General features: G+C 38.2%; 18 protein-coding genes. 7 read left to right on the forward strand and 11 right to left on the reverse strand.

Annotated elements, in window-relative coordinates; translation table 11 throughout:
- Positions 1 to 356 precede the first annotated feature (356 nt).
- The 5 genes from VB715_RS18905 to VB715_RS18925 all read right to left on the reverse strand — a co-directional run bounded on the left by VB715_RS18905 (position 357) and on the right by VB715_RS18925 (position 4,951).
- Positions 357 to 1,553, reverse strand: coding sequence for a glycosyltransferase (locus VB715_RS18905; RefSeq protein ID WP_323302851.1), 1,197 nt, complete (start codon positions 1,551 to 1,553; stop codon positions 357 to 359).
- Positions 1,554 to 1,600: 47 nt separating this feature from the next.
- Entirely contained in the window at positions 1,601 to 2,377 is a 777-nt protein-coding gene (locus VB715_RS18910) for an ABC transporter permease (RefSeq protein ID WP_323302778.1), read from the reverse strand.
- 74 nt (positions 2,378 to 2,451) lie between these two features.
- Positions 2,452 to 3,033 (reverse strand): thioredoxin family protein, encoded by a 582-nt coding sequence (locus VB715_RS18915; protein WP_323302779.1) that lies wholly within the window; start codon positions 3,031 to 3,033, stop codon positions 2,452 to 2,454.
- A gap of 84 nt (positions 3,034 to 3,117) precedes the next feature.
- Positions 3,118 to 4,218, reverse strand: coding sequence for a tetratricopeptide repeat protein (locus VB715_RS18920; protein ID WP_416336959.1), 1,101 nt, complete (start codon positions 4,216 to 4,218; stop codon positions 3,118 to 3,120).
- A gap of 61 nt (positions 4,219 to 4,279) precedes the next feature.
- On the reverse strand, positions 4,280 to 4,951 hold the full coding sequence (locus VB715_RS18925; protein ID WP_323302780.1) for a retropepsin-like aspartic protease: 672 nt from the start codon (positions 4,949 to 4,951) through the stop codon (positions 4,280 to 4,282).
- A gap of 327 nt (positions 4,952 to 5,278) precedes the next feature.
- On the opposite strand from VB715_RS18925, the gene VB715_RS18930 reads away from it, so the two are divergent.
- Entirely contained in the window at positions 5,279 to 5,875 is a 597-nt protein-coding gene (locus VB715_RS18930) for a hypothetical protein (protein ID WP_323302781.1), read from the forward strand.
- Positions 5,876 to 6,023: 148 nt separating this feature from the next.
- On the opposite strand, the gene VB715_RS18935 is transcribed toward VB715_RS18930, so the two are convergent.
- From VB715_RS18935 to VB715_RS18950, 4 genes are all read right to left on the reverse strand, one after another.
- On the reverse strand, positions 6,024 to 6,287 hold the full coding sequence (locus VB715_RS18935) for a hypothetical protein (protein WP_323302782.1): 264 nt from the start codon (positions 6,285 to 6,287) through the stop codon (positions 6,024 to 6,026).
- A 92-nt stretch (positions 6,288 to 6,379) separates the two neighbouring features.
- Entirely contained in the window at positions 6,380 to 7,168 is a 789-nt protein-coding gene (locus VB715_RS18940) for an MBL fold metallo-hydrolase (protein WP_323302783.1), read from the reverse strand.
- 148 nt (positions 7,169 to 7,316) lie between these two features.
- Positions 7,317 to 7,865: an FKBP-type peptidyl-prolyl cis-trans isomerase gene (locus VB715_RS18945; RefSeq protein WP_323302784.1), complete on the reverse strand. Its 549-nt coding sequence runs from the start codon at positions 7,863 to 7,865 to the stop codon at positions 7,317 to 7,319.
- A gap of 29 nt (positions 7,866 to 7,894) precedes the next feature.
- Positions 7,895 to 8,218: a phasin family protein gene (locus VB715_RS18950; RefSeq protein ID WP_323302785.1), complete on the reverse strand. Its 324-nt coding sequence runs from the start codon at positions 8,216 to 8,218 to the stop codon at positions 7,895 to 7,897.
- Between the two features lie 85 nt (positions 8,219 to 8,303).
- On the opposite strand from VB715_RS18950, the gene VB715_RS18955 reads away from it, so the two are divergent.
- Both VB715_RS18955 and VB715_RS18960 read left to right on the forward strand, forming a co-directional pair.
- Positions 8,304 to 8,774, forward strand: coding sequence for a M67 family metallopeptidase (locus tag VB715_RS18955; protein WP_323302786.1), 471 nt, complete (start codon positions 8,304 to 8,306; stop codon positions 8,772 to 8,774).
- 52 nt (positions 8,775 to 8,826) lie between these two features.
- Positions 8,827 to 9,357 carry a hypothetical protein gene (locus VB715_RS18960; protein ID WP_323302787.1) on the forward strand — a complete coding sequence of 177 codons (531 nt, stop codon included), beginning with the start codon at positions 8,827 to 8,829 and terminating at the stop codon, positions 9,355 to 9,357.
- A 50-nt stretch (positions 9,358 to 9,407) separates the two neighbouring features.
- On the opposite strand, the gene VB715_RS18965 is transcribed toward VB715_RS18960, so the two are convergent.
- The gene (locus tag VB715_RS18965) at positions 9,408 to 10,796 is read right to left on the reverse strand and encodes an MFS transporter (RefSeq protein ID WP_323302788.1); all 1,389 of its coding nucleotides are present in this window, start codon (positions 10,794 to 10,796) and stop codon (positions 9,408 to 9,410) included.
- Between the two features lie 201 nt (positions 10,797 to 10,997).
- Here VB715_RS18965 and moeB point away from each other — a divergent pair, with 201 nt between their 5' ends.
- Positions 10,998 to 12,170: a molybdopterin-synthase adenylyltransferase MoeB gene (moeB, locus tag VB715_RS18970; RefSeq protein WP_323302789.1), complete on the forward strand. Its 1,173-nt coding sequence runs from the start codon at positions 10,998 to 11,000 to the stop codon at positions 12,168 to 12,170.
- A gap of 179 nt (positions 12,171 to 12,349) precedes the next feature.
- Entirely contained in the window at positions 12,350 to 12,790 is a 441-nt protein-coding gene (locus tag VB715_RS18975; protein WP_323302790.1) for a hypothetical protein, read from the forward strand.
- Between the two features lie 232 nt (positions 12,791 to 13,022).
- Here the strand turns inward: VB715_RS18975 and VB715_RS18980 are convergent, their stop codons facing one another.
- Entirely contained in the window at positions 13,023 to 15,272 is a 2,250-nt protein-coding gene (locus tag VB715_RS18980) for a glycoside hydrolase (RefSeq protein ID WP_323302791.1), read from the reverse strand.
- 648 nt (positions 15,273 to 15,920) lie between these two features.
- Between VB715_RS18980 and VB715_RS18985 the strand changes: the two genes are divergently transcribed.
- Positions 15,921 to 16,154, forward strand: coding sequence for an antitoxin AF2212-like protein (locus VB715_RS18985; protein ID WP_323302792.1), 234 nt, complete (start codon positions 15,921 to 15,923; stop codon positions 16,152 to 16,154).
- Between the two features lie 59 nt (positions 16,155 to 16,213).
- Complete coding sequence (locus tag VB715_RS18990; protein WP_323302793.1) at positions 16,214 to 17,488, forward strand: hypothetical protein; 1,275 nt, start codon at positions 16,214 to 16,216, stop codon at positions 17,486 to 17,488.
- Positions 17,489 to 17,491 lie beyond the last annotated feature (3 nt).

Genomic DNA, 17,491 nt, shown 5'->3' on the forward strand with positions numbered 1-17,491 from the left:
TAGTCAGCTATTTGGTTGAACGAGCTAAACTATTTGGTTTGGTTAAAGCTGAGCGAAAGCGACACCGAGAAAAAGTCGCTCTCACTCAACAAATTTGGGAGGCTATACCGTTAAGTTGACACCAATGACCGCCGTTGACCCCTACATCGTCCGCATCTGTATAAAACGCCCTAACCCTAAAGGGTTGGGCTACAGGAACAAAGCCCCCCTGCGCGGGCTATCAGACGAATTATTAATATTTGAGCCTGCGTAGACAGGCCTCGTTTCTATAGCTCCAGGCTTCAGCCTGCGAGCATTTCAAAAGAATGAAATAGCCCCGGTAGAGACGTTTCCTGAAACGTCTCTACAATTATGGATTAATTATTAATAGAATAAACCCTTCCTTTCCAACCGCCTCCTTTACCGCGCCAATGTCGCCAAGCAGAATCTAAAGTCATTAAACTATATAAAAGACCAATAATAGGTAAACTAAATCCCCACAGTGGAGAACAGCGATATAATTTTAAGGTAGGCATATAAGAAATTGCCATCATTAACCAAGTAATTCCCCCCATAATTGCGATTAATTGATTTCCCATTAGTAACCCCAACATTAAACTAAGTGGCGCAACTAAATATACTAAAATCATTCCTAACAACGTTCCTAACAATAAGAAAGGGGAATAATATAACTGAGTATAGGCAGTTCTGGCTACCATATTCCAAATAGAATCTAAGCTATCATAAGGTCGTAAACTTCGGGTTTTTTCACTTAATCCTAACCAAATTCCTTGGCTGGGATTTTTGGTATTTTCTTGTAATTTAGCTTTAACTGCAGCCGCTAAAGAGCAATCATCAATTAACGCTTTCCGAACGACTTCTATACCACCAATTTCTTCTAAAATATCCCGACGAATTAAAATACATCCCCCTGCTGCTGCTGCCATTTTATGACGAGGATTATTAACCCAAGAAAAGGGATAAAGTTTCTCAAAGAAAAAGACAAAAGCAGGAATTAAAAATCGTTCCCAAAAACTCTGACACCGTAACCAAACCATCAAAGAAGTTAAAGCCAAATTTTCTTCTTCTGCTTTGGTAATTAATTCCCGTAAATTGCTAGAATGATGCTCAATATCAGCATCTGTTAAAAGGAAATAATCTGGCTTATTTTCTTGTTGTCTGGCTTGACAAATTCCCTGTTCCATGGCCCATAATTTTCCTGACCAACCTGGGGCTAAAGGTTGTCCTGAAATAACCGTTAATCGCGCTGATTGTTGACAGTTTTGAGCGACTTCTTGGGCAATATTTCCCGTTCCATCACTGCTTTGATCGTCTACTAAGATAATGGAAAAGTTGCCAGGATAATCTTGAACTAATAAAGATTTTAAACTAATGGGTAAGACATCCGCTTCATTACGAGCAGGAATCACAGCACAAACAGAAGGATAATGATTTAATGGCTTTAAATTAGGATTAATTCGTTGATTACTGAACCAAAATTCTCCCCTAAAGAGTAATAAATATAGCCAAATAATCAAAGATAAAATTGCTATTGAAACGAATATATTCATCATCATTGAAAATAACTAATAATTAATTATTGGCTGTTGAAAGTTCCCTTTTAAATAGTTAGCTGTGCTTGTTCATTAAAGCATTGACGATAAACTCCTTCTGTAACTAAAATAGCCGTCAGGATATTTGTTAACATAATCATAAAAAGGATCAAAATTTGATAAGAAGCCGCATTTAAAGGATCACTTCCCCCCAAAACCTGTCCCGTAAACATTCCCGGTAAACTGACAATTCCCACCACCATCATTTGATTTAAAGTAGGAATTAAACTCACCCGAATGGCATCTTTTCGATAAGCAGCGATCGCCTGTTGCGGAGTCGCCCCGAAACATAAATAGGTTTCTACCTCCCGTTGATTATGATTAATAGAATTAACCAAACGTTCCCCCGACAATGATCCACTATTCATGGCATTTCCCAAAACCATACCAGTCAAAGGAATTAAATATTGGGGAGAATACCAAGTTTCCGGCTGAATAATCAAAATTAGGGCATAACTGAGGGTTAAACCACTACTAACAAATAAAGACCCCCAAATCAACGCAAATAAGCCTCTACCCTTATGAGGAATGCGATTTCGGCTGACTTTGGCCGCAATAGTTAACATTACCCCTAAAATTGCTAAAACAGGGAGAGGATGATTTAATTCAAAGATGGCCGCGATCACATAACCTACCACTAATAGTTGTAGCACCGATCGCCCCGTCGCTAACAATAATTGTCCTTCTAAGCCTAATTTTTGCCAATTTGATAGAACAATAGCCATCGCCATAATGCCTAATGACCATCCTAAATCTACCGTATCTAATTCAATAACGCCTTTCACCCTATTTATCTCCTAAAACAATCCCTGTAGGGGTAATTCATGAATTACCCCTACAACATAAATTATTCTTATACTTAACCAAAATAAGGGGGTTCATTGCCTGGTTTCCATTTGATATTACAGCCAATACTGGGTTTTTGCTCAGAATCAAGAGATTTATCCCCTAAAACCCCTTCAATCGCTGCCCGTAAATCTTTACCCGTCACAGGGAGATCATTTCCGGGCCGACTATCATCCAATTGTCCACGATAAACCAGGGTTTTCTTCTGATCAAATAGGAAAAAATCGGGAGTACAAGCGGCAGTATAAGCTTTAGCAATTTCTTGACTTTCATCATAACAAAATGGAAAGTTAAAACCTAATTTTTCTGCCATTAGCTTCATTTTTTCGGGAGCATCATCAGGGTGTTTTACAATATCATTAGAACTAATAGCGACAATCCCTAGACCTTTTTTAAGATAATCTTTTCCGAGTTTTGCTAATTCTTCTTGAATGTGCTTAACAAAGGGACAATGAACACAAATAAACATCACTAACAGGGCTTTTTTGTCCCCAAAAGTATCTAAAGATATAGTCTTTTCTGATAGGGCATCAACTAAAGCAAAATTAGGGGCTTTTGTGCCAAGGGGTAACATAGTTGACAAAGTTCTTACCATAATAATCGCTCCTTAAAAAAATCTCTTTTTAACTTAGTGTAATGATCAGGAAATCAACCTATTTTTGTTGTCCAAAATACATTTTTACAATTTCTTCAACAACTCATCGACTTTAGCAATTCCCTCCTTATTATCATATTGTTGATAAAGTTTACGAGCTTGATCTAAGGCTTTTCTCGCTTCTTTTTTTCTGCCTCTTTCTTTAAAAGCAACCCCTAAATAATAATAAGGTTCAGGATTTTGGGGAATAATTTCAATTAAATCTTTATAAGTGACAATGGCACCTAAATAATCTTTTTGGGCCAATTGAATTCTTCCTACTCCTGCATGAGCTTCAGGAGATTTGCGCTTAACATAGGAAATTCTTCGATAAATTTTTAAGGCTTCATCTAAATTATTTTGAACTTCAAGAATACGAGCAATTTTCAATTGAACTTTATAATTACTTGGATCAATTCTTTCAGCCGATTCTAACTGCTGTAATCCTAAATCTAATTGTCCTTGTTGTAAAAAAGCACTGGCTAATTGTAATCTTAATTCACTATTGCTCGGAAACCGATCCACCGCGTTACTTAAATATTGAATCGCCTGATCAACCTGTTTTTGTTGCAGTAAAGAAGACCCCATAATAGCAAAAGCTTCAGGATTATTGGGATTAAGCGCAATTACTCGTTTATAGGCTTCTGCTGCCCCATCATAGTCTCCTTGACGCAGTAAAACCACCCCTAAACCGATATAATATTGCAGAGATTTTGGATCAAGTTGAATAGCATAATAATAAGCTGAAGCAGCGTTCCTATTATCCCCAATATTGGCCAAGCTATATCCTAACGCATAGTAAAAATCAGCATTACTGGAATCCAATTTGAGAGCTTGTTGATAATATTTAACTGCCCCTTGATAATTACCTTGTTGTGCGTGTAAATAAGCTAATCCAGAAAAGATTTTCGCATTGTCCCCATCGAGGGTAGATGCTTTTTCATAAATAGCGATCGCTTGTCGATAATCTCCCGCATCCACCGCTTCCCTTCCGGCCCGTAGCAAATCATCAAGTTGTTGATTATTAACCCGTTGAGCGAGCATTAAAGAGGGGTTAGGGTAGGCGAGGGCAGGTGAAATAGAACTACTCAGTAAAAGTGTTGCTATCCAGGGTAAGGTTGCTTTAGCAAACATGGCTTCAAACATTGGTAACTTCAACACCAGCATAGTAACAGATGAACTTACCTTCTTACTTGTTCCTTTGCCCTTATCTTGCCCGTAACTCGATAGTATTTTCCTTAATCATCACATCATAGTGGCCATAAAATGATTGTCCCAACAATCCAATGGGAAGGGCTGGATTAATGGCAATTTCTACACTGGATGATACCAGTTCCCCCGCCTTCACAGAAGCCACCTTACTAATACCAATGGGAACTACACCCCCGGCTGTCTGAGAGAAAGAGCCTCGTTCGGGTTTTAAGCCAATTATTGATGCCATATCGGTACTAATGGTAATGCCACTGGCTCCTGTATCAAAGAGCATCTCAAAGGTATGTTTACCATTAAACGTCACATCAACCACCGGAATACCTGAATCTCGGCGTTTAATGGGAACGGTAAAAACAGTTTGGTTGGGTGAGATGTTAGACTTGGGTGGATTAGACGAACCTCCCCCACAGAGATGACCTAAATCAATATTTTGCCCGTTGGCCCCTTGTAAAAAGCAAGCTTGTTGGGCTTGGGTGTGGGGAACCTGCGCCGTTAACGTGATGCTTGTAACCACAACGAGAGTGCTGAGGATTCGTTGAATGACCATAACAGCTAATAAACTAATGAGTATGAAAGCTTCTTGTTTAATATTCCCAAGATGATCAAGAAAATTAACAGCCCTCGGCAATCTAACTAAGTTGAGACAGTTTTCTGTGATAGGAGTCACATTTCAACTGTGATCAAAATCATCTCCTCAACTGAGATTTTTCAGAGAGATTGGGGAACACTCAACAATATAGCAGTACATTCCCAAATGCCAACAGGCTCAAGCCTGTGGCTATACAAACAAAGTCGGCCTTCGCGGACTTTCAGTAACATTAGCCTGCGTAGGTAGGTTTTGTACCGTTAACCCCACCCCAGAAGGGTGGGGGTGGGATGCGGGGAAAGGCTTGCACCCATTGAGTTTCACCTTAAGTTGACACCAATGAATAATATTAAGCCCCCACTGACTACTGACTACTGCCATAAGCCCTATTGTGAGAGTCTATGACCCATGAGAACAACCATTGCTTTTTGTGCTTCTTTGGTTTCTAGCAGCTTCATTTTGGCTGCCCCCGTAATGGCAGAAGAATTGTCCCGTAACAGCCCTTATAATATCAAAACTTGTGATTATGGCAATTATTTAATTACCAATAATGGACAGTGCGTCGATTTATCGGGAGATGGTTCCAGTCGCTATAATTTTTATGAAGGTAAATTTTTAACTGCCTTACAAAAAGCTGGGGTTTCTATTAGTTACGAAAGTTGTGAACCAGGTTTATTAGGTCATTATCAACCCGAACCTAACCGGATGACTATTTGTCAAAATAATCGAGAAGATTTTACCCTTTATATCGAAACCTTAGCCCATGAAAGCTGGCACGTAGTTCAAGACTGTGCCGCCGGATTTAATAATGGTAATGTTATCCCGATTATGAAGACAGATTCATCTACCTATCGTTCCATTTTAGTCAGTTTAGGTTCGGCTGATTGGGAAAGTTTGAATCTTTATGATCCCCAAGATTTACCCTATGAAATGGAAGCCTTTATGATGGAAAAACATCCTGATCAGGTTTTACAAGCGTTGAATGCTTGTGCTGCTCGTCGCTAAGTTGTGATTAACGAACTTGATCAAATAATTCACTTAATACCAATTTTCTATTCTAGCTAAACATTTTCTTAGGGGTTAACGGCCGTTGACCCCTACAACATCCACATCTGTAGTTCAAGTTGATGAAAATGGTATAAGATGATTGCCATTATTTCCCCAAAAATTGCCCGATTTGCTTCTCGCTTAAAGGCCTCGGTTCTATCCGTTGAAAATGCTCAATTCCTCTTAATTGAGTTTGGGCCAATTTCAGATTACTGATTTGGATTAGTACCATATCTTTATACATGGGATCTGAAGGGGAGATGCTATCAAGAAATAATTCTCTTAGCTGATTTTTATCAATGGCAAAATCTAAATGCTTTAAGAATAAATCTCGCTTGTTGGGACGGACAGACACTAGATACCAGTTCACTAAATTTTCAGAAAATATGGGTTATTTAATGTTACTTCAAATCAATTCTATTAGCAATTGACGGCCCACATAGGGAGTTTAGTTAGGGTATTTCACTTTGTGACTGTTGTTTGTTCCCTTGATTTCAAGACTAATTCTACTGTTTCCCCAGGTTTAGGGGTCATTACTTCCGTACAAAGATGATGATCGTTTAATTGTTGACGGAACCCCTCTATCGTTCCCTCTTGTCGCAAAATACTAGCAAGTATTCCTTGATATTCTGTCTCTTTTGCCTCTGCAGTAGGAAGAATAACTTGAGGTTTCAAGGTTTGACACAATTTAAGGGTGGTATTTTGCCCTTGTAAGACGGGAAGAAGATGCAAAATGCTAATTCCCACCACAGGGGTTAAAATCACATCAATGGGGGCTTCTTCCGTTAAGCTGGAGCTATGATAACCGTGGGGTTCATAGTAAAGTTTATGTTGTGTCATTAAATCAATGATGACATAAGCATTTTCCACTAATTGGGGGCCAATGGGAGAACCTGGAAACGCCTTAATTTTTACCTGCTTATCTAAGCTGTAGCTTTCCCCATGAGCTAAGGATGTAACTTGGGTGTAACCTAATTCTTGAGCGACTTTTGCCCCATTGGGAGAAGCTACCACAGGAATATTATGATCTAATTCTTTTAGGGTAGGAATGTGAGCATGATCATCTAATCCTTGGGACAAGAGAATTAAGTCAATGGGTTGCTCAAAATTATAGGTTTTTGATTTAACCCCTTTAAACAACCATTCTAAATTACCAAATACTAAAGATCCTACTAACCAAGGATCAAGAAGAATACGTTTTCCAGCGATTTCTATTAACCAGGAATTGTTATCAAGCCATGTCAACTGCATAAATCGTTTGATTAATTACTTTACATCTTCTCTCTATTGTAAAGATTTATGATGAAGAGTGGAGGCAATATCTGTCTTTTCTAGGGGGAATTCATGAATTCCCCTTACAGATAGGGTTATGCTTAAATAAAATCCCTTTTGCCTTTTATTATTTAACCCCTAATAATTCCACATCAAAAATCAGGGTGGCATTAGCAGGAATGACACCACCGGCCCCCCGCGCACCATAACCCAAGTCAGCAGGAATAATTAAAGTTCGTTGTCCTCCAACTTTCATGGAAGCAACCCCTTCATCCCAACCTTTGATGACTTGTCCTACGCCAATTTTAAAGGAAAAAGGCTGACCCCGATCACGGGAACTATCAAATTTCTTGCCATTTTCTAGGGTTCCGGTATAGTGAACTGTTACCGTTTGCCCTTTTGTGGGACTGGCTCCGTCTCCTTCTTTGACTTCAACATATTTGAGTCCAGAGGGAGTTTCTACTGCGTTTTCTAAGTCCATTTTGGTTAGTTCCTTATTCGTAATATTTAGGGATAAAAGGGTTTCTGGGGTAATTTGGCTGGTATTTTCCGTAAGTTCACCTTTTAGGGTGGCTGCGATCGCCGTTGGTTGTTTCGGGCTACTAAACACAGAACTCAGTAGCAATAGTAAACTACAGGTAGCAATAATGCCAAAACTAATCAAAATTTCTCGCATAGATTTTCTGTTTCCCTGGTTGGTTGTCTTTAACGCCATAACTTATTCTCTAAATCTCTCACTTGACGTTCTAAACGGTCAATACGTCCCCTTAATTCATCCATTTCTGACTGACGAGGTACGCCTAAATCTTGTAACATATTGCGGAGTTGACGTTCCATGTTACTCTCAAAGTTACCTTGTCCCGTTTTGATCTGTGTCATGAGATCATCCACAAAGTCTTGAGCTTGATCAGGATTAATTTTACCTTCTTTGACCCATTGTTCGCTGACTTCTTTTAATCTTTCTGCTACCAGTGACGTTGTTCCAATTCCCACTAGCAATAACTGTTTGAGCCAGTCATTATTGTCCATGGCTTCTCCTTGCCTCCCCAGCAAATTACAGGTGATGACACCTGTATTGATGACTTGACTATCTTATCGCAAGATATCATCAACCATGATTTATCTCACGGCAACTCAATTGCAGCAAATTCGTCTCCATGCTCAAACTACCTATCCCCAAGAGTGTTGTGGGTTACTTTTGGGAACCCTTGAAAATCAGCACAAATTTGTGTTAGAAGTGCGAGAAACTGAGAATAATTGGAGTTCTCAAACCGATGAAAGTTTACCTCATCTCCCAAGTTCTACTGGACAACCGTTAAGTAAGAACAACCGTTTTAGTATTGCGCCAGAGATTCTTTTACAAGTACAAAAAGAAGTCCGCGATCGCCAAATTAATCTCATAGGAATTTATCATTCTCATCCTGATTATCTGGCAATTCCTTCTGAGTTTGATCGCGTTATTGCTTGGCCAGAATATTCTTATTTGATTGTTTCTGTTGTTTTAGGAAAAGCCACTGAACTAAAAAGCTGGACAGTCAATGAGCATCAGCAGTTTCAATCAGAAATCATTAAATATGTTGCCTAATTCCCATAGACTCTATACAATGTCAGTGATTGTTCTTTAACTGGATAAATTGATGAAAAAGATCACAACATTTTTAGGGTTCTTTACTGGAACAACCTTGACTTTATTGATGGGTAATACAGCAGCATCTGCGGCTTCCTTTAATTTGTCTTACACCACAGCAGGAGGGAGTATGTATACAGGAATGCTTGATGGTGATCTTCAATTAGATGAAAATACTATTAATGTCACTTCTTTTATAATGAGTCAATTAAATGGAAGTTCTCTCCCTGAGACTCCTATTGTTCGTAGTAGTTCTGGTTCTTTAGGTTCTCTCGGAATTGTTTCTTTAAATGGTTCAATAATGAACTTAGGAGCTTGTACTAATACGACTTGTAACAGTGGAATTTTTATTGGTAATTTAGGATTTGAAGGTGGTGACTTATTTAGTGCAACTACCGCTTTTGGACCTAACTTTGAACCCTTTGAATCGAGTCGTTGGACGTTAACAGAAAAACCCCCTATACCTGAACCTTCTGTGACATTAGCATTAGTTAGTTTGGGTTTAGTTGCAGTTGCTAAGTCTTCTTTAAAGAAGCAATAAAAACATCAATAAAACAATATTTAAGTTTACTTCCCTCAGTGATGGGGGATTTATTTTTTGTGATAAAGCTGTAATAAAATATCTTGGTGAACCTGTCGGGTAATAGGATAAAAGTAAGCTAAAACTAAACTAATTATTAATAACAAGGTGGGTAAGGGGCCAATAATCATCCGAATGGCCCATAACGCTGTATCTGGTTGTTGTCCGGTACTTCCAGGAATATAACCAGCATTATCTAATAGTTTGCCAACCATAAATAAGGCTAAAGCGATGCCAATTTTTTGTAATTGTACCACTAAGGCAAAAAAGATTCCTTCTCGTCTTTCCCCTGTTTTTAATTGATCTAAATCGACAACATCAGGTAACATTGACCAAGGAACAATATAAGCTGTTGCAATGCCAATTCCGGCCATAATAGCAATGACATACATTAAGATTACTTGCCCTGGTTGTAATAAAAATAAGCCAATTACTGCTATAATTGTGAAGGGAATACCCATTAAATAAATCGCTTTTTTTCCTAGACGATGGCTGAGAAAATTCCACACAATCATCATCATTAATGCTGTTCCTTGAACCGTAATTGCCATGCGGGTAAAATGTTCCTCTGTTAACTGCATACAATTAATCACAAAATAGGGCAAAATTGCCGCAATTGTTTGAACACTTAACCAAGAACAAAGATAAATTGCCATCACACATAAAAAAGGAAAATTTGTCAAGATTACTCGTAATTTTTGCCAAAGAGATAAGGGTGATGATTGAGGGTGATTACCTGGTTCTCTTTGTACATAATGATACCTTTTGTAAGTTCCCCAAACACTTATATAAATAGCAATTACGGCAATAATTCCTGCTAATAATCCTAAAATTAAATATTGTTGTTGTTTATTATCAACCCAGAAAAAAATTAGTTCAGCTAAAATCAAAGAAAAAATACTCCCCCCAATACTAAAAGCAGAGCGAAAACTAATTAAATTAGTCCGTTCATCATAATCTTGAGTGAGTTCAGCAGATAAGGCACTATAAGGAAGGAGAACTGCTGTAAATGCAGCATAAAAAATTAAAGCAATGATGGTATAATAAACCATGAGCAATGTTTGATTATTAGTTGGGGGAACTGTCCACAACAAAAAACAACTTAACCCCAAAGGAACTGCACCCAAAATCATCCAAGGATAGCGTCTACCAAAACGAGAACGAGTATGATCGCTTAACCAACCAATTAACGGATCATTAATAGCATCCCAAATTTTTCCCACCATGACAATAAGTCCTGCTAAACTGGGATTTAATCCGACAACATCCGTCAAAAAAAAGAGAAAAAAGAAAACTAAAATATTACTGGGTAGAGAACCACTTAACTCTCCGATACCATAAGCTAACTTTGTTGAAAATTTTAGTTTTGCTTGGCATTCAAAGCTTTGAGAAGATGACATTTTTAATCTTTAAATAGTATTAAGTTTTGAGTGAATCGTAACCTTCAAAATCGCTCTATCATAGGAAATCGAAAGACATAATTAAGCAAAGGTTAATTAAAATTAACAGAATCAGGGTAAATAAACAGTCAAATAAATCTGCTACAATAAATAGTCCACGCCCCTCAAAAATCGTGCGTTTACTTAGGTAAAACAACACCTATGCTAAATCCTAATTTGGAAACCATCGAACTCAATAGAGAGGAATTCCAAAGATACTCTCGTCACATTATTTTGCCAGAAGTGGGGCTAGACGGTCAAAAACGCCTAAAAGCGGCCAGTGTTCTCTGTATTGGTACCGGAGGCCTCGGCTCACCCCTTCTACTGTACCTAACCGCCGCCGGAATTGGACGCATTGGCATTGTGGACTTTGACATTGTTGATAGTTCCAATTTACAGCGTCAGATCATTCATGGGACTTCCTGGGTAGGAAAACCGAAGATTGAGTCAGCTAAAGACCGAATTTTAGAGATAAATCCCTACTGTCAAGTAGATTTGTACGAAACTCGTATTTCTTCCGAAAATGCCCTAGAGATCATGAAACCCTATGACGTGATCATTGACGGGACAGATAATTTCCCCACCCGGTATCTTACCAATGATGCTTGTGTGTTGTTGAATAAACCCAACGTTTACGGGTCAATTTTCCGATTTGAAGGCCAAGCAACCGTCTTTAACTATCAAGGTGGCCCCAACTACCGTGACTTATATCCCGAACCCCCACCACCCGGAATGGTTCCCTCCTGTGCAGAAGGAGGTGTCTTAGGGGTGCTTCCTGGTATCATTGGCACCATTCAAGCCACGGAAACCATTAAAATCATTCTGGGGGCAAAAAATACCCTTAGCGGGCGTTTATTGCTCTATAATGCCTGGGATATGGTGTTTCGGGAATTGAAGTTACGGCCCAACCCTGAACGGCCAGTAATTGATAAATTGATTGATTATGAGCAATTTTGCGGCATTCCCCAAGCACAAGCAGCAGAAGCACAGGAAAAGTCTGCTATTCCCGAAATTACCGTTAAGGACTTGAAGGAATTAATGGATCATGGAGCCGATGCTTTTGTACTAATTGATGTTCGCAATGTCAATGAGTACGAAATTGCCCGCATTCCTGGTTCTGTGTTAGTTCCCTTACCAGACATTGAAGATGGGTCTGGCATTGAAAAAGTGCGAGAATTAGCCAAGGAACATCGTGTCATTGCCCATTGTAAGATGGGAGGGCGATCGGCCAAAGCTTTAGGCATTCTTAAAACTGCTGGCATTGAAGGAACTAATGTCAAAGGAGGTATTACCGCTTGGAGTCAAGAAATTGATCCCAATGTGCCTCAATATTAAGGTTAGCTAGTCCACTTTTCCCTAGTAGAAAAGTGGACTTTTTTACTCAATCTGTTGATATTTATAAAGTTTAACAATCTGTCAACCTTGTTCTTGGCTGACTTACAGAATTTTACCGATTTGAAAGCAATCCCATTCTCAAAATCCTCTTTTAGAATGGGATGAGGAGGGCAACCATTATGAATACAATAACAAATTATCAAACCAAAATCAATACTCTTTGGGCAACTTTTCTCTTAGGAACTTTATTCCACACTCAACTAGGTTTAATGCCTCTGTTTCATGGACAAGACATTGCCCATTCTCATGATACCAGTGATATTAGTTGGGTTTTATGGCTAATGTTAGGCTTTTTCCTTTTACCTATGTTTGCCATGATTGGGGCAGTTTTTACCCAGTCTAAACCGTTCCGTGTTGGGCATTTTTGGTTAACATTAATTTACTCTGTCCTAAATTTTAGTCATATTACGGCTGATTTATTTGTGACTCCTATTGCTTGGTTTCAAATTACCTTAATGGCCATTCTTTTCTGCATTGGATTATTACTCAATATTGTCTCTTTCCAATGGATGAGATATTACCCAAACCGTAGACGTTTAGAAGTGCAGGAAGTTATGTGATCTTGGTCTATCAAATTTGCCAAATAATTTAAAAGTAGATTTGAACCCTAAAGGTTCAAACTAGACAAACAAAACCTGCCTTTGCAGGTTGATATTTGGGCTGTGTAGACAGTCTTTATTTTATAGAATCAGGTTTTAACCGGTATACAATTATCAATCATGAAAATAACACTTCTCGAAAATAAAAAAATAGGATAGATTCTCAACCCATCCTACCAAAATAAAAGATCACTTAAGGAATTTGTAAGGACACTAAATTATTTTCTGGTAAATAGCTACGAAACTTACCATGATCTGCAAACACAGCAATTAAATGTAACCAAGCGTCCGGTTCCCGATGTAAGTCTGCCCAAGGAACAGCTAATTCTAAACATTGATTAAAGGCAACCTCTACCCGACTATTTTTAGGATGCCATTCATGATTATGCCAAGCTTGTTGTAACCACACTGACTGGGTAATTAAATTAATGCCCACATGATGATGAAAATGATAATTTAAAGGAGCTTGATCAGGCAAATCAGCAATAGGGGCAGGACTATTATAAACAGGAGAATCCGCATAGTACCAAAGCAAATGTAACTCATTGGGTAAATCTTTCCCTGGTTTAACCCCAGTTTTCAAATCAAACCGCAGATAAAAATTGAGGTGATCTAACCCATAAAATAACCGTTGCACCGTACTTGCTTTGTGCATAGTTCCCATGGCCCCACCAATTTCAATTCGTCCTGCTTTTTCCCAGTCCTGTTCATCCCCATAACCATCAATAATCGGTTGAATAAACCCTTGAGGACGACGATCTCCTTTGCGTCTATGATCCTCTAAGGGTTGATAAAATGAGGGGGGAACGGGTTCATTGAGACTATGATAAACTCCCCGTAAATGTTCCCGAAATAATTCATCAAACAGGGCATCATCATTAGAAGAATGACCTTCCCCAAACCACCAAAACCAGTCCGAACCTTCTGCTGCATATAACGCTTCCCAAGCATTGGGGTTCGTTTCTTCTGTTGCTTCAGGATGTTTGGCCATCATCTTACGGGTTTCGGTAAGCAAGTCCCAAGCTTTATTTTTAACAGGATCACCGATCCAAGTGCTAAAGCTTCCATCTACCCATGATCCACTATGTAACTTCTCCGCAGGAATCGTTTCTGTGGGAGGAAATCTGTCTAAAAATTCGGAAACTGTTACCAGTTTGATGTCTTGATCTTGACTTAATCGTTTATATAACTCTCTTAAGAAGGGTAAACCATCATCTTGATAGTATTCCCAACAATTCTCTCCATCTAAGGCAATGGTAACTAACCAAGGTTCTTGTAGACTGGTTTCTTCTCCTTTCTGTTGTTCAATTAAAGAACGGGAAATAGCTTCTAAATGACCCGCTAAATCAGAAACGGCATGATGGACATCCATTCCTCCATAGGTAAACCCAATTAAGTCCGATAAACGGTGATCCCTAAATACAATCGAAATATCACCATAGAGGGTTTCTAGGCGATAGGGACGATAAATTAATTTGGGTTCGTAGACGTTTCCGGTTTCATCTCGATGGAAAAAGTGTTTCAAACTCCATCCTAATACCGCTTCATCGGAACAAATCCACTTAAATTTGGCTTGGGCAATATATGGCAAAATGGCAGGACTCACGGACTGTTCTGAGGGCCAAAGTCCCCTCGCTTCTCGACCAAAACGGTCAGAATACATCTCTCTCGATTTCCGCAGGTGACGAGGGATGTCCTGGGGATACTGAAACCGTTTTTCGGGTAATTCCATCTGAGGAATAGCCACGAGTCCAGCATTAGTATCCGCGAGTAAGGGTAAAATAGGATGAGTATAGGGGGTTGTCGTTACCTCTAATTGCCCCGCATCCTGCATCTTTTTATGTTGGGGAATGATTTGACTGATAATCTCCCGATGTTTGGCAATGATTCGCTGGCGATCGCCGAGGGTAAAGCCTTTTCCTTGTTCAAACCAAGCGGCAATATCGGGATCTTTTTCCCGGAAAACAGGATCGATCCACGCTAAATTATGCCACGCTAATAAGTCACTATAATCTCGATCTGTCCAGTTTTCTAAACACCATCTGATGCCTTTTTCTTGTCTTTGTTCATACAGTTTGGCATAACGAGGATGGGGATCAATTAAAGTACGATGGTGGGCATCAAAGAAGTGTTTAATAATGCCTTGTTTTTGGGTCTGGGTAAGTTGTTCTTCTGGGGTTAGGGTCAAGGCCATATAAGGATCAATGGCTTTTCCTTGACTATAATCCTCTAGTTGCAAAATTAAGGACGGGACTAAATTTACAGTCTGATGTAATTGGGGATATTCTTCTAAAACGAGAACCAGATCTAAGTAGTCTTTTACACCATGTAACCGCGCCCAAGGCATCCGATATTGTCCATTGGGATCGGCAATGGCTTCACGGGATTTATATAAGGGTTGGTGTTGATGCCAAATAAATGCAACGTATAGGGGATGGGCCATTATTAATCTTTAATCTCTTTGCTGAGGTCACTTACCTATTTAGATTAACGCGAAATTTCCCCTTATTTGTCCTTTAGTCCTTACTTGTTCACATTTTCTGCTCCACCTGTATACATAAAATGTCTTTCGTGTCAAGCTCACTTTATAAAACTTGATAATCTAGTAAACAAATCTTCATAAGGCTGTCCGCTCACCCCCTAATAGTTAGGGATTATTTGTCAAGAATACTTAACAAAACTTGAATTCACTGGGTTATTTGCTTGTTTTATGAAATTTGCCTATAAAGCAAGCCTATCATATCATAATAGCACTTAAGTGTTAAAATCGCCAAAATCTGATTATGGAGCAAATTTTGGCAAAATCCGGCAAAATAGATCAATGATTTAGTTTTGTAAAGTTTCTGGATTGATTAAAAAGAATGATTATTTTTTTTACATATATAAATTAAATTAATTAATAAAGGTAATTTATCAATCTTGTAGAGATTTGTCTAAGTTTAGAACTCAAAATATTTGGTTTTAAGTTCAGCATAAATAAATGGGTTATGCCTATAAAAGAAATCACACAAGGTCAGTAATTCTTGTTCTTGATAAACTCAGCAAAATGTTCAAAACTAAAGAAAGTTGAGTTCAATATTTCGAGTTTTTTATGTTACAAAAAATCAAAGCTGTTTATTGGCAGGGAGCTTTTATTCCCACCGAATATTATGAACTTCCTGATGACACAAAAGTGGAAATCACGATTAATTTACCTCAAACTTGCTCAGCACGAAGTCTTAATTATGAAATGAGAAAGAAATTTCGTCAAGAGCTTTTACAGCGAATGAGAAGCAAATCAATTAGGGATTATAGACAAAGGTTTGTCAAGGATAAAGAATCTTAATAACACAAGTAAAAAACGACAGGCAGTTGAAAAGTTAGATGATGAATGCGATGGTAATAATGAATAAAGCTGATAAAGTATTAGAAAATAAAGGACAACAAACTTGTCAAGAGATTACTCTCCTTTATGAGCATTTCTTTAATTATGTTCAAACCGAGTCATCTGCTAAGATTGTAGAACGTTTTGGTTGGCTATTGAATGAGTATGAAAAGTATCCTAATTCCAACATTCAGACAGTCTTAGAAACCATGAACGACTCTTCAATTACCCAGAAAGATTGTTACTATTTTTTAAATCGTTGCTGTCAGTTGTTTATCAGTTATTGGTCAATACAATCAGAAAACAAGGCAGCTATTTTTAACTTATTAGCTCTATTTAAAAATTTACAATTGTCAGAAAAAAGTTCTTATAAACTATCGAAAACTTGGCAACAAAGCATCAAAAAGTTTCCTGAAACTCCTCAATATATTAAACTACAAAGACTGGCACGGATTCTTAATCCTCGTCTAGCATCGGATGCTCCTAAACCTGAATATTTAGGGGATTTACTAGGACGTTATCCATTTTTATATAAACATTGTTTACTCGATAATGATAATATCAAAGAATATCGTCGCTTACTGAGTCGCCTTAAACTACAACAACAAAAAGCCTTTGAACAAGGGTTGACTAAATCCGTAATTGATCATAAACAAAAGCTTCAGATAGAAAGAATTCGTCAATTATCCGGCCAGTCAAGTCAACTCTTTTCAATCGTTAAAAATCCAACTTTATTAAGTGGTAAAGCCTTCAGAATTGCCTTAGAATACTTTACTGAAATATGTCAGAAAAAGACCATTACTCTTTTCAGTAATGAAGGGGAGTCTCTCCAGTTCAGAGAATTCAAAATTTGGTTAGAAAACTATTTAGTACAAGACGTTGGAGAACAATCTGGCCAAAGACCATTAAAACAGCATCTTACTGCTAAAATTCCGCTACTTTTCTCGAATTGCGATGAACAACCTCTCAACGAATTTCTGATTCTACGGACTTGTACTCAGTTATTAAATGAGTTAGGAGTCGATCCGAATCAAAAGGCTAATCATCTTACCTTCATTAACTTAACCAATTGTTTAGGGGCAACCCAGATGGCTAGTTTACTGTTAAAATTAGTATTATTAGCCCCGAAACTTCAATCTTCCTTAAGACAAAGATTAGCACGACTCTTTGAATATTATGAGTCAACTTCCATTGAACAATCTCTTTGGTTAATTTATGTCCTAGAAAACTTTTTGCTTGCTTTTACTATGTGGGAAGAAAAAGGCAACCTTTTAACTCAGTCTAACCCTGATTAAAAA

Origin of the sequence: Crocosphaera sp. UHCC 0190 (assembly GCF_034932065.1) — a bacterium.
In the GTDB taxonomy this organism is placed as follows: domain Bacteria; phylum Cyanobacteriota; class Cyanobacteriia; order Cyanobacteriales; family Microcystaceae; genus UHCC-0190.

Coding starts and splice junctions, on each gene's coding strand:
- VB715_RS18905 (WP_323302851.1), bottom strand. CDS start 1,553: ATGATGAATATATTCGTTTCAATAGCAATTTTATCTTTGATTATTTGG.
- VB715_RS18915 (WP_323302779.1), bottom strand. CDS start 3,033: ATGGTAAGAACTTTGTCAACTATGTTACCCCTTGGCACAAAAGCCCCT.
- VB715_RS18920 (WP_416336959.1), bottom strand. CDS start 4,218: ATGTTTGAAGCCATGTTTGCTAAAGCAACCTTACCCTGGATAGCAACA.
- VB715_RS18930 (WP_323302781.1), top strand. CDS start 5,279: ATGAGAACAACCATTGCTTTTTGTGCTTCTTTGGTTTCTAGCAGCTTC.
- VB715_RS18940 (WP_323302783.1), bottom strand. CDS start 7,168: ATGCAGTTGACATGGCTTGATAACAATTCCTGGTTAATAGAAATCGCT.
- VB715_RS18945 (WP_323302784.1), bottom strand. CDS start 7,865: ATGCGAGAAATTTTGATTAGTTTTGGCATTATTGCTACCTGTAGTTTA.
- VB715_RS18950 (WP_323302785.1), bottom strand. CDS start 8,218: ATGGACAATAATGACTGGCTCAAACAGTTATTGCTAGTGGGAATTGGA.
- VB715_RS18955 (WP_323302786.1), top strand. CDS start 8,304: ATGATTTATCTCACGGCAACTCAATTGCAGCAAATTCGTCTCCATGCT.
- VB715_RS18960 (WP_323302787.1), top strand. CDS start 8,827: ATGAAAAAGATCACAACATTTTTAGGGTTCTTTACTGGAACAACCTTG.
- VB715_RS18965 (WP_323302788.1), bottom strand. CDS start 10,796: ATGTCATCTTCTCAAAGCTTTGAATGCCAAGCAAAACTAAAATTTTCA.
- moeB (WP_323302789.1), top strand. CDS start 10,998: ATGCTAAATCCTAATTTGGAAACCATCGAACTCAATAGAGAGGAATTC.
- VB715_RS18975 (WP_323302790.1), top strand. CDS start 12,350: ATGAATACAATAACAAATTATCAAACCAAAATCAATACTCTTTGGGCA.
- VB715_RS18980 (WP_323302791.1), bottom strand. CDS start 15,272: ATGGCCCATCCCCTATACGTTGCATTTATTTGGCATCAACACCAACCC.
- VB715_RS18985 (WP_323302792.1), top strand. CDS start 15,921: ATGTTACAAAAAATCAAAGCTGTTTATTGGCAGGGAGCTTTTATTCCC.
- VB715_RS18990 (WP_323302793.1), top strand. CDS start 16,214: ATGAATAAAGCTGATAAAGTATTAGAAAATAAAGGACAACAAACTTGT.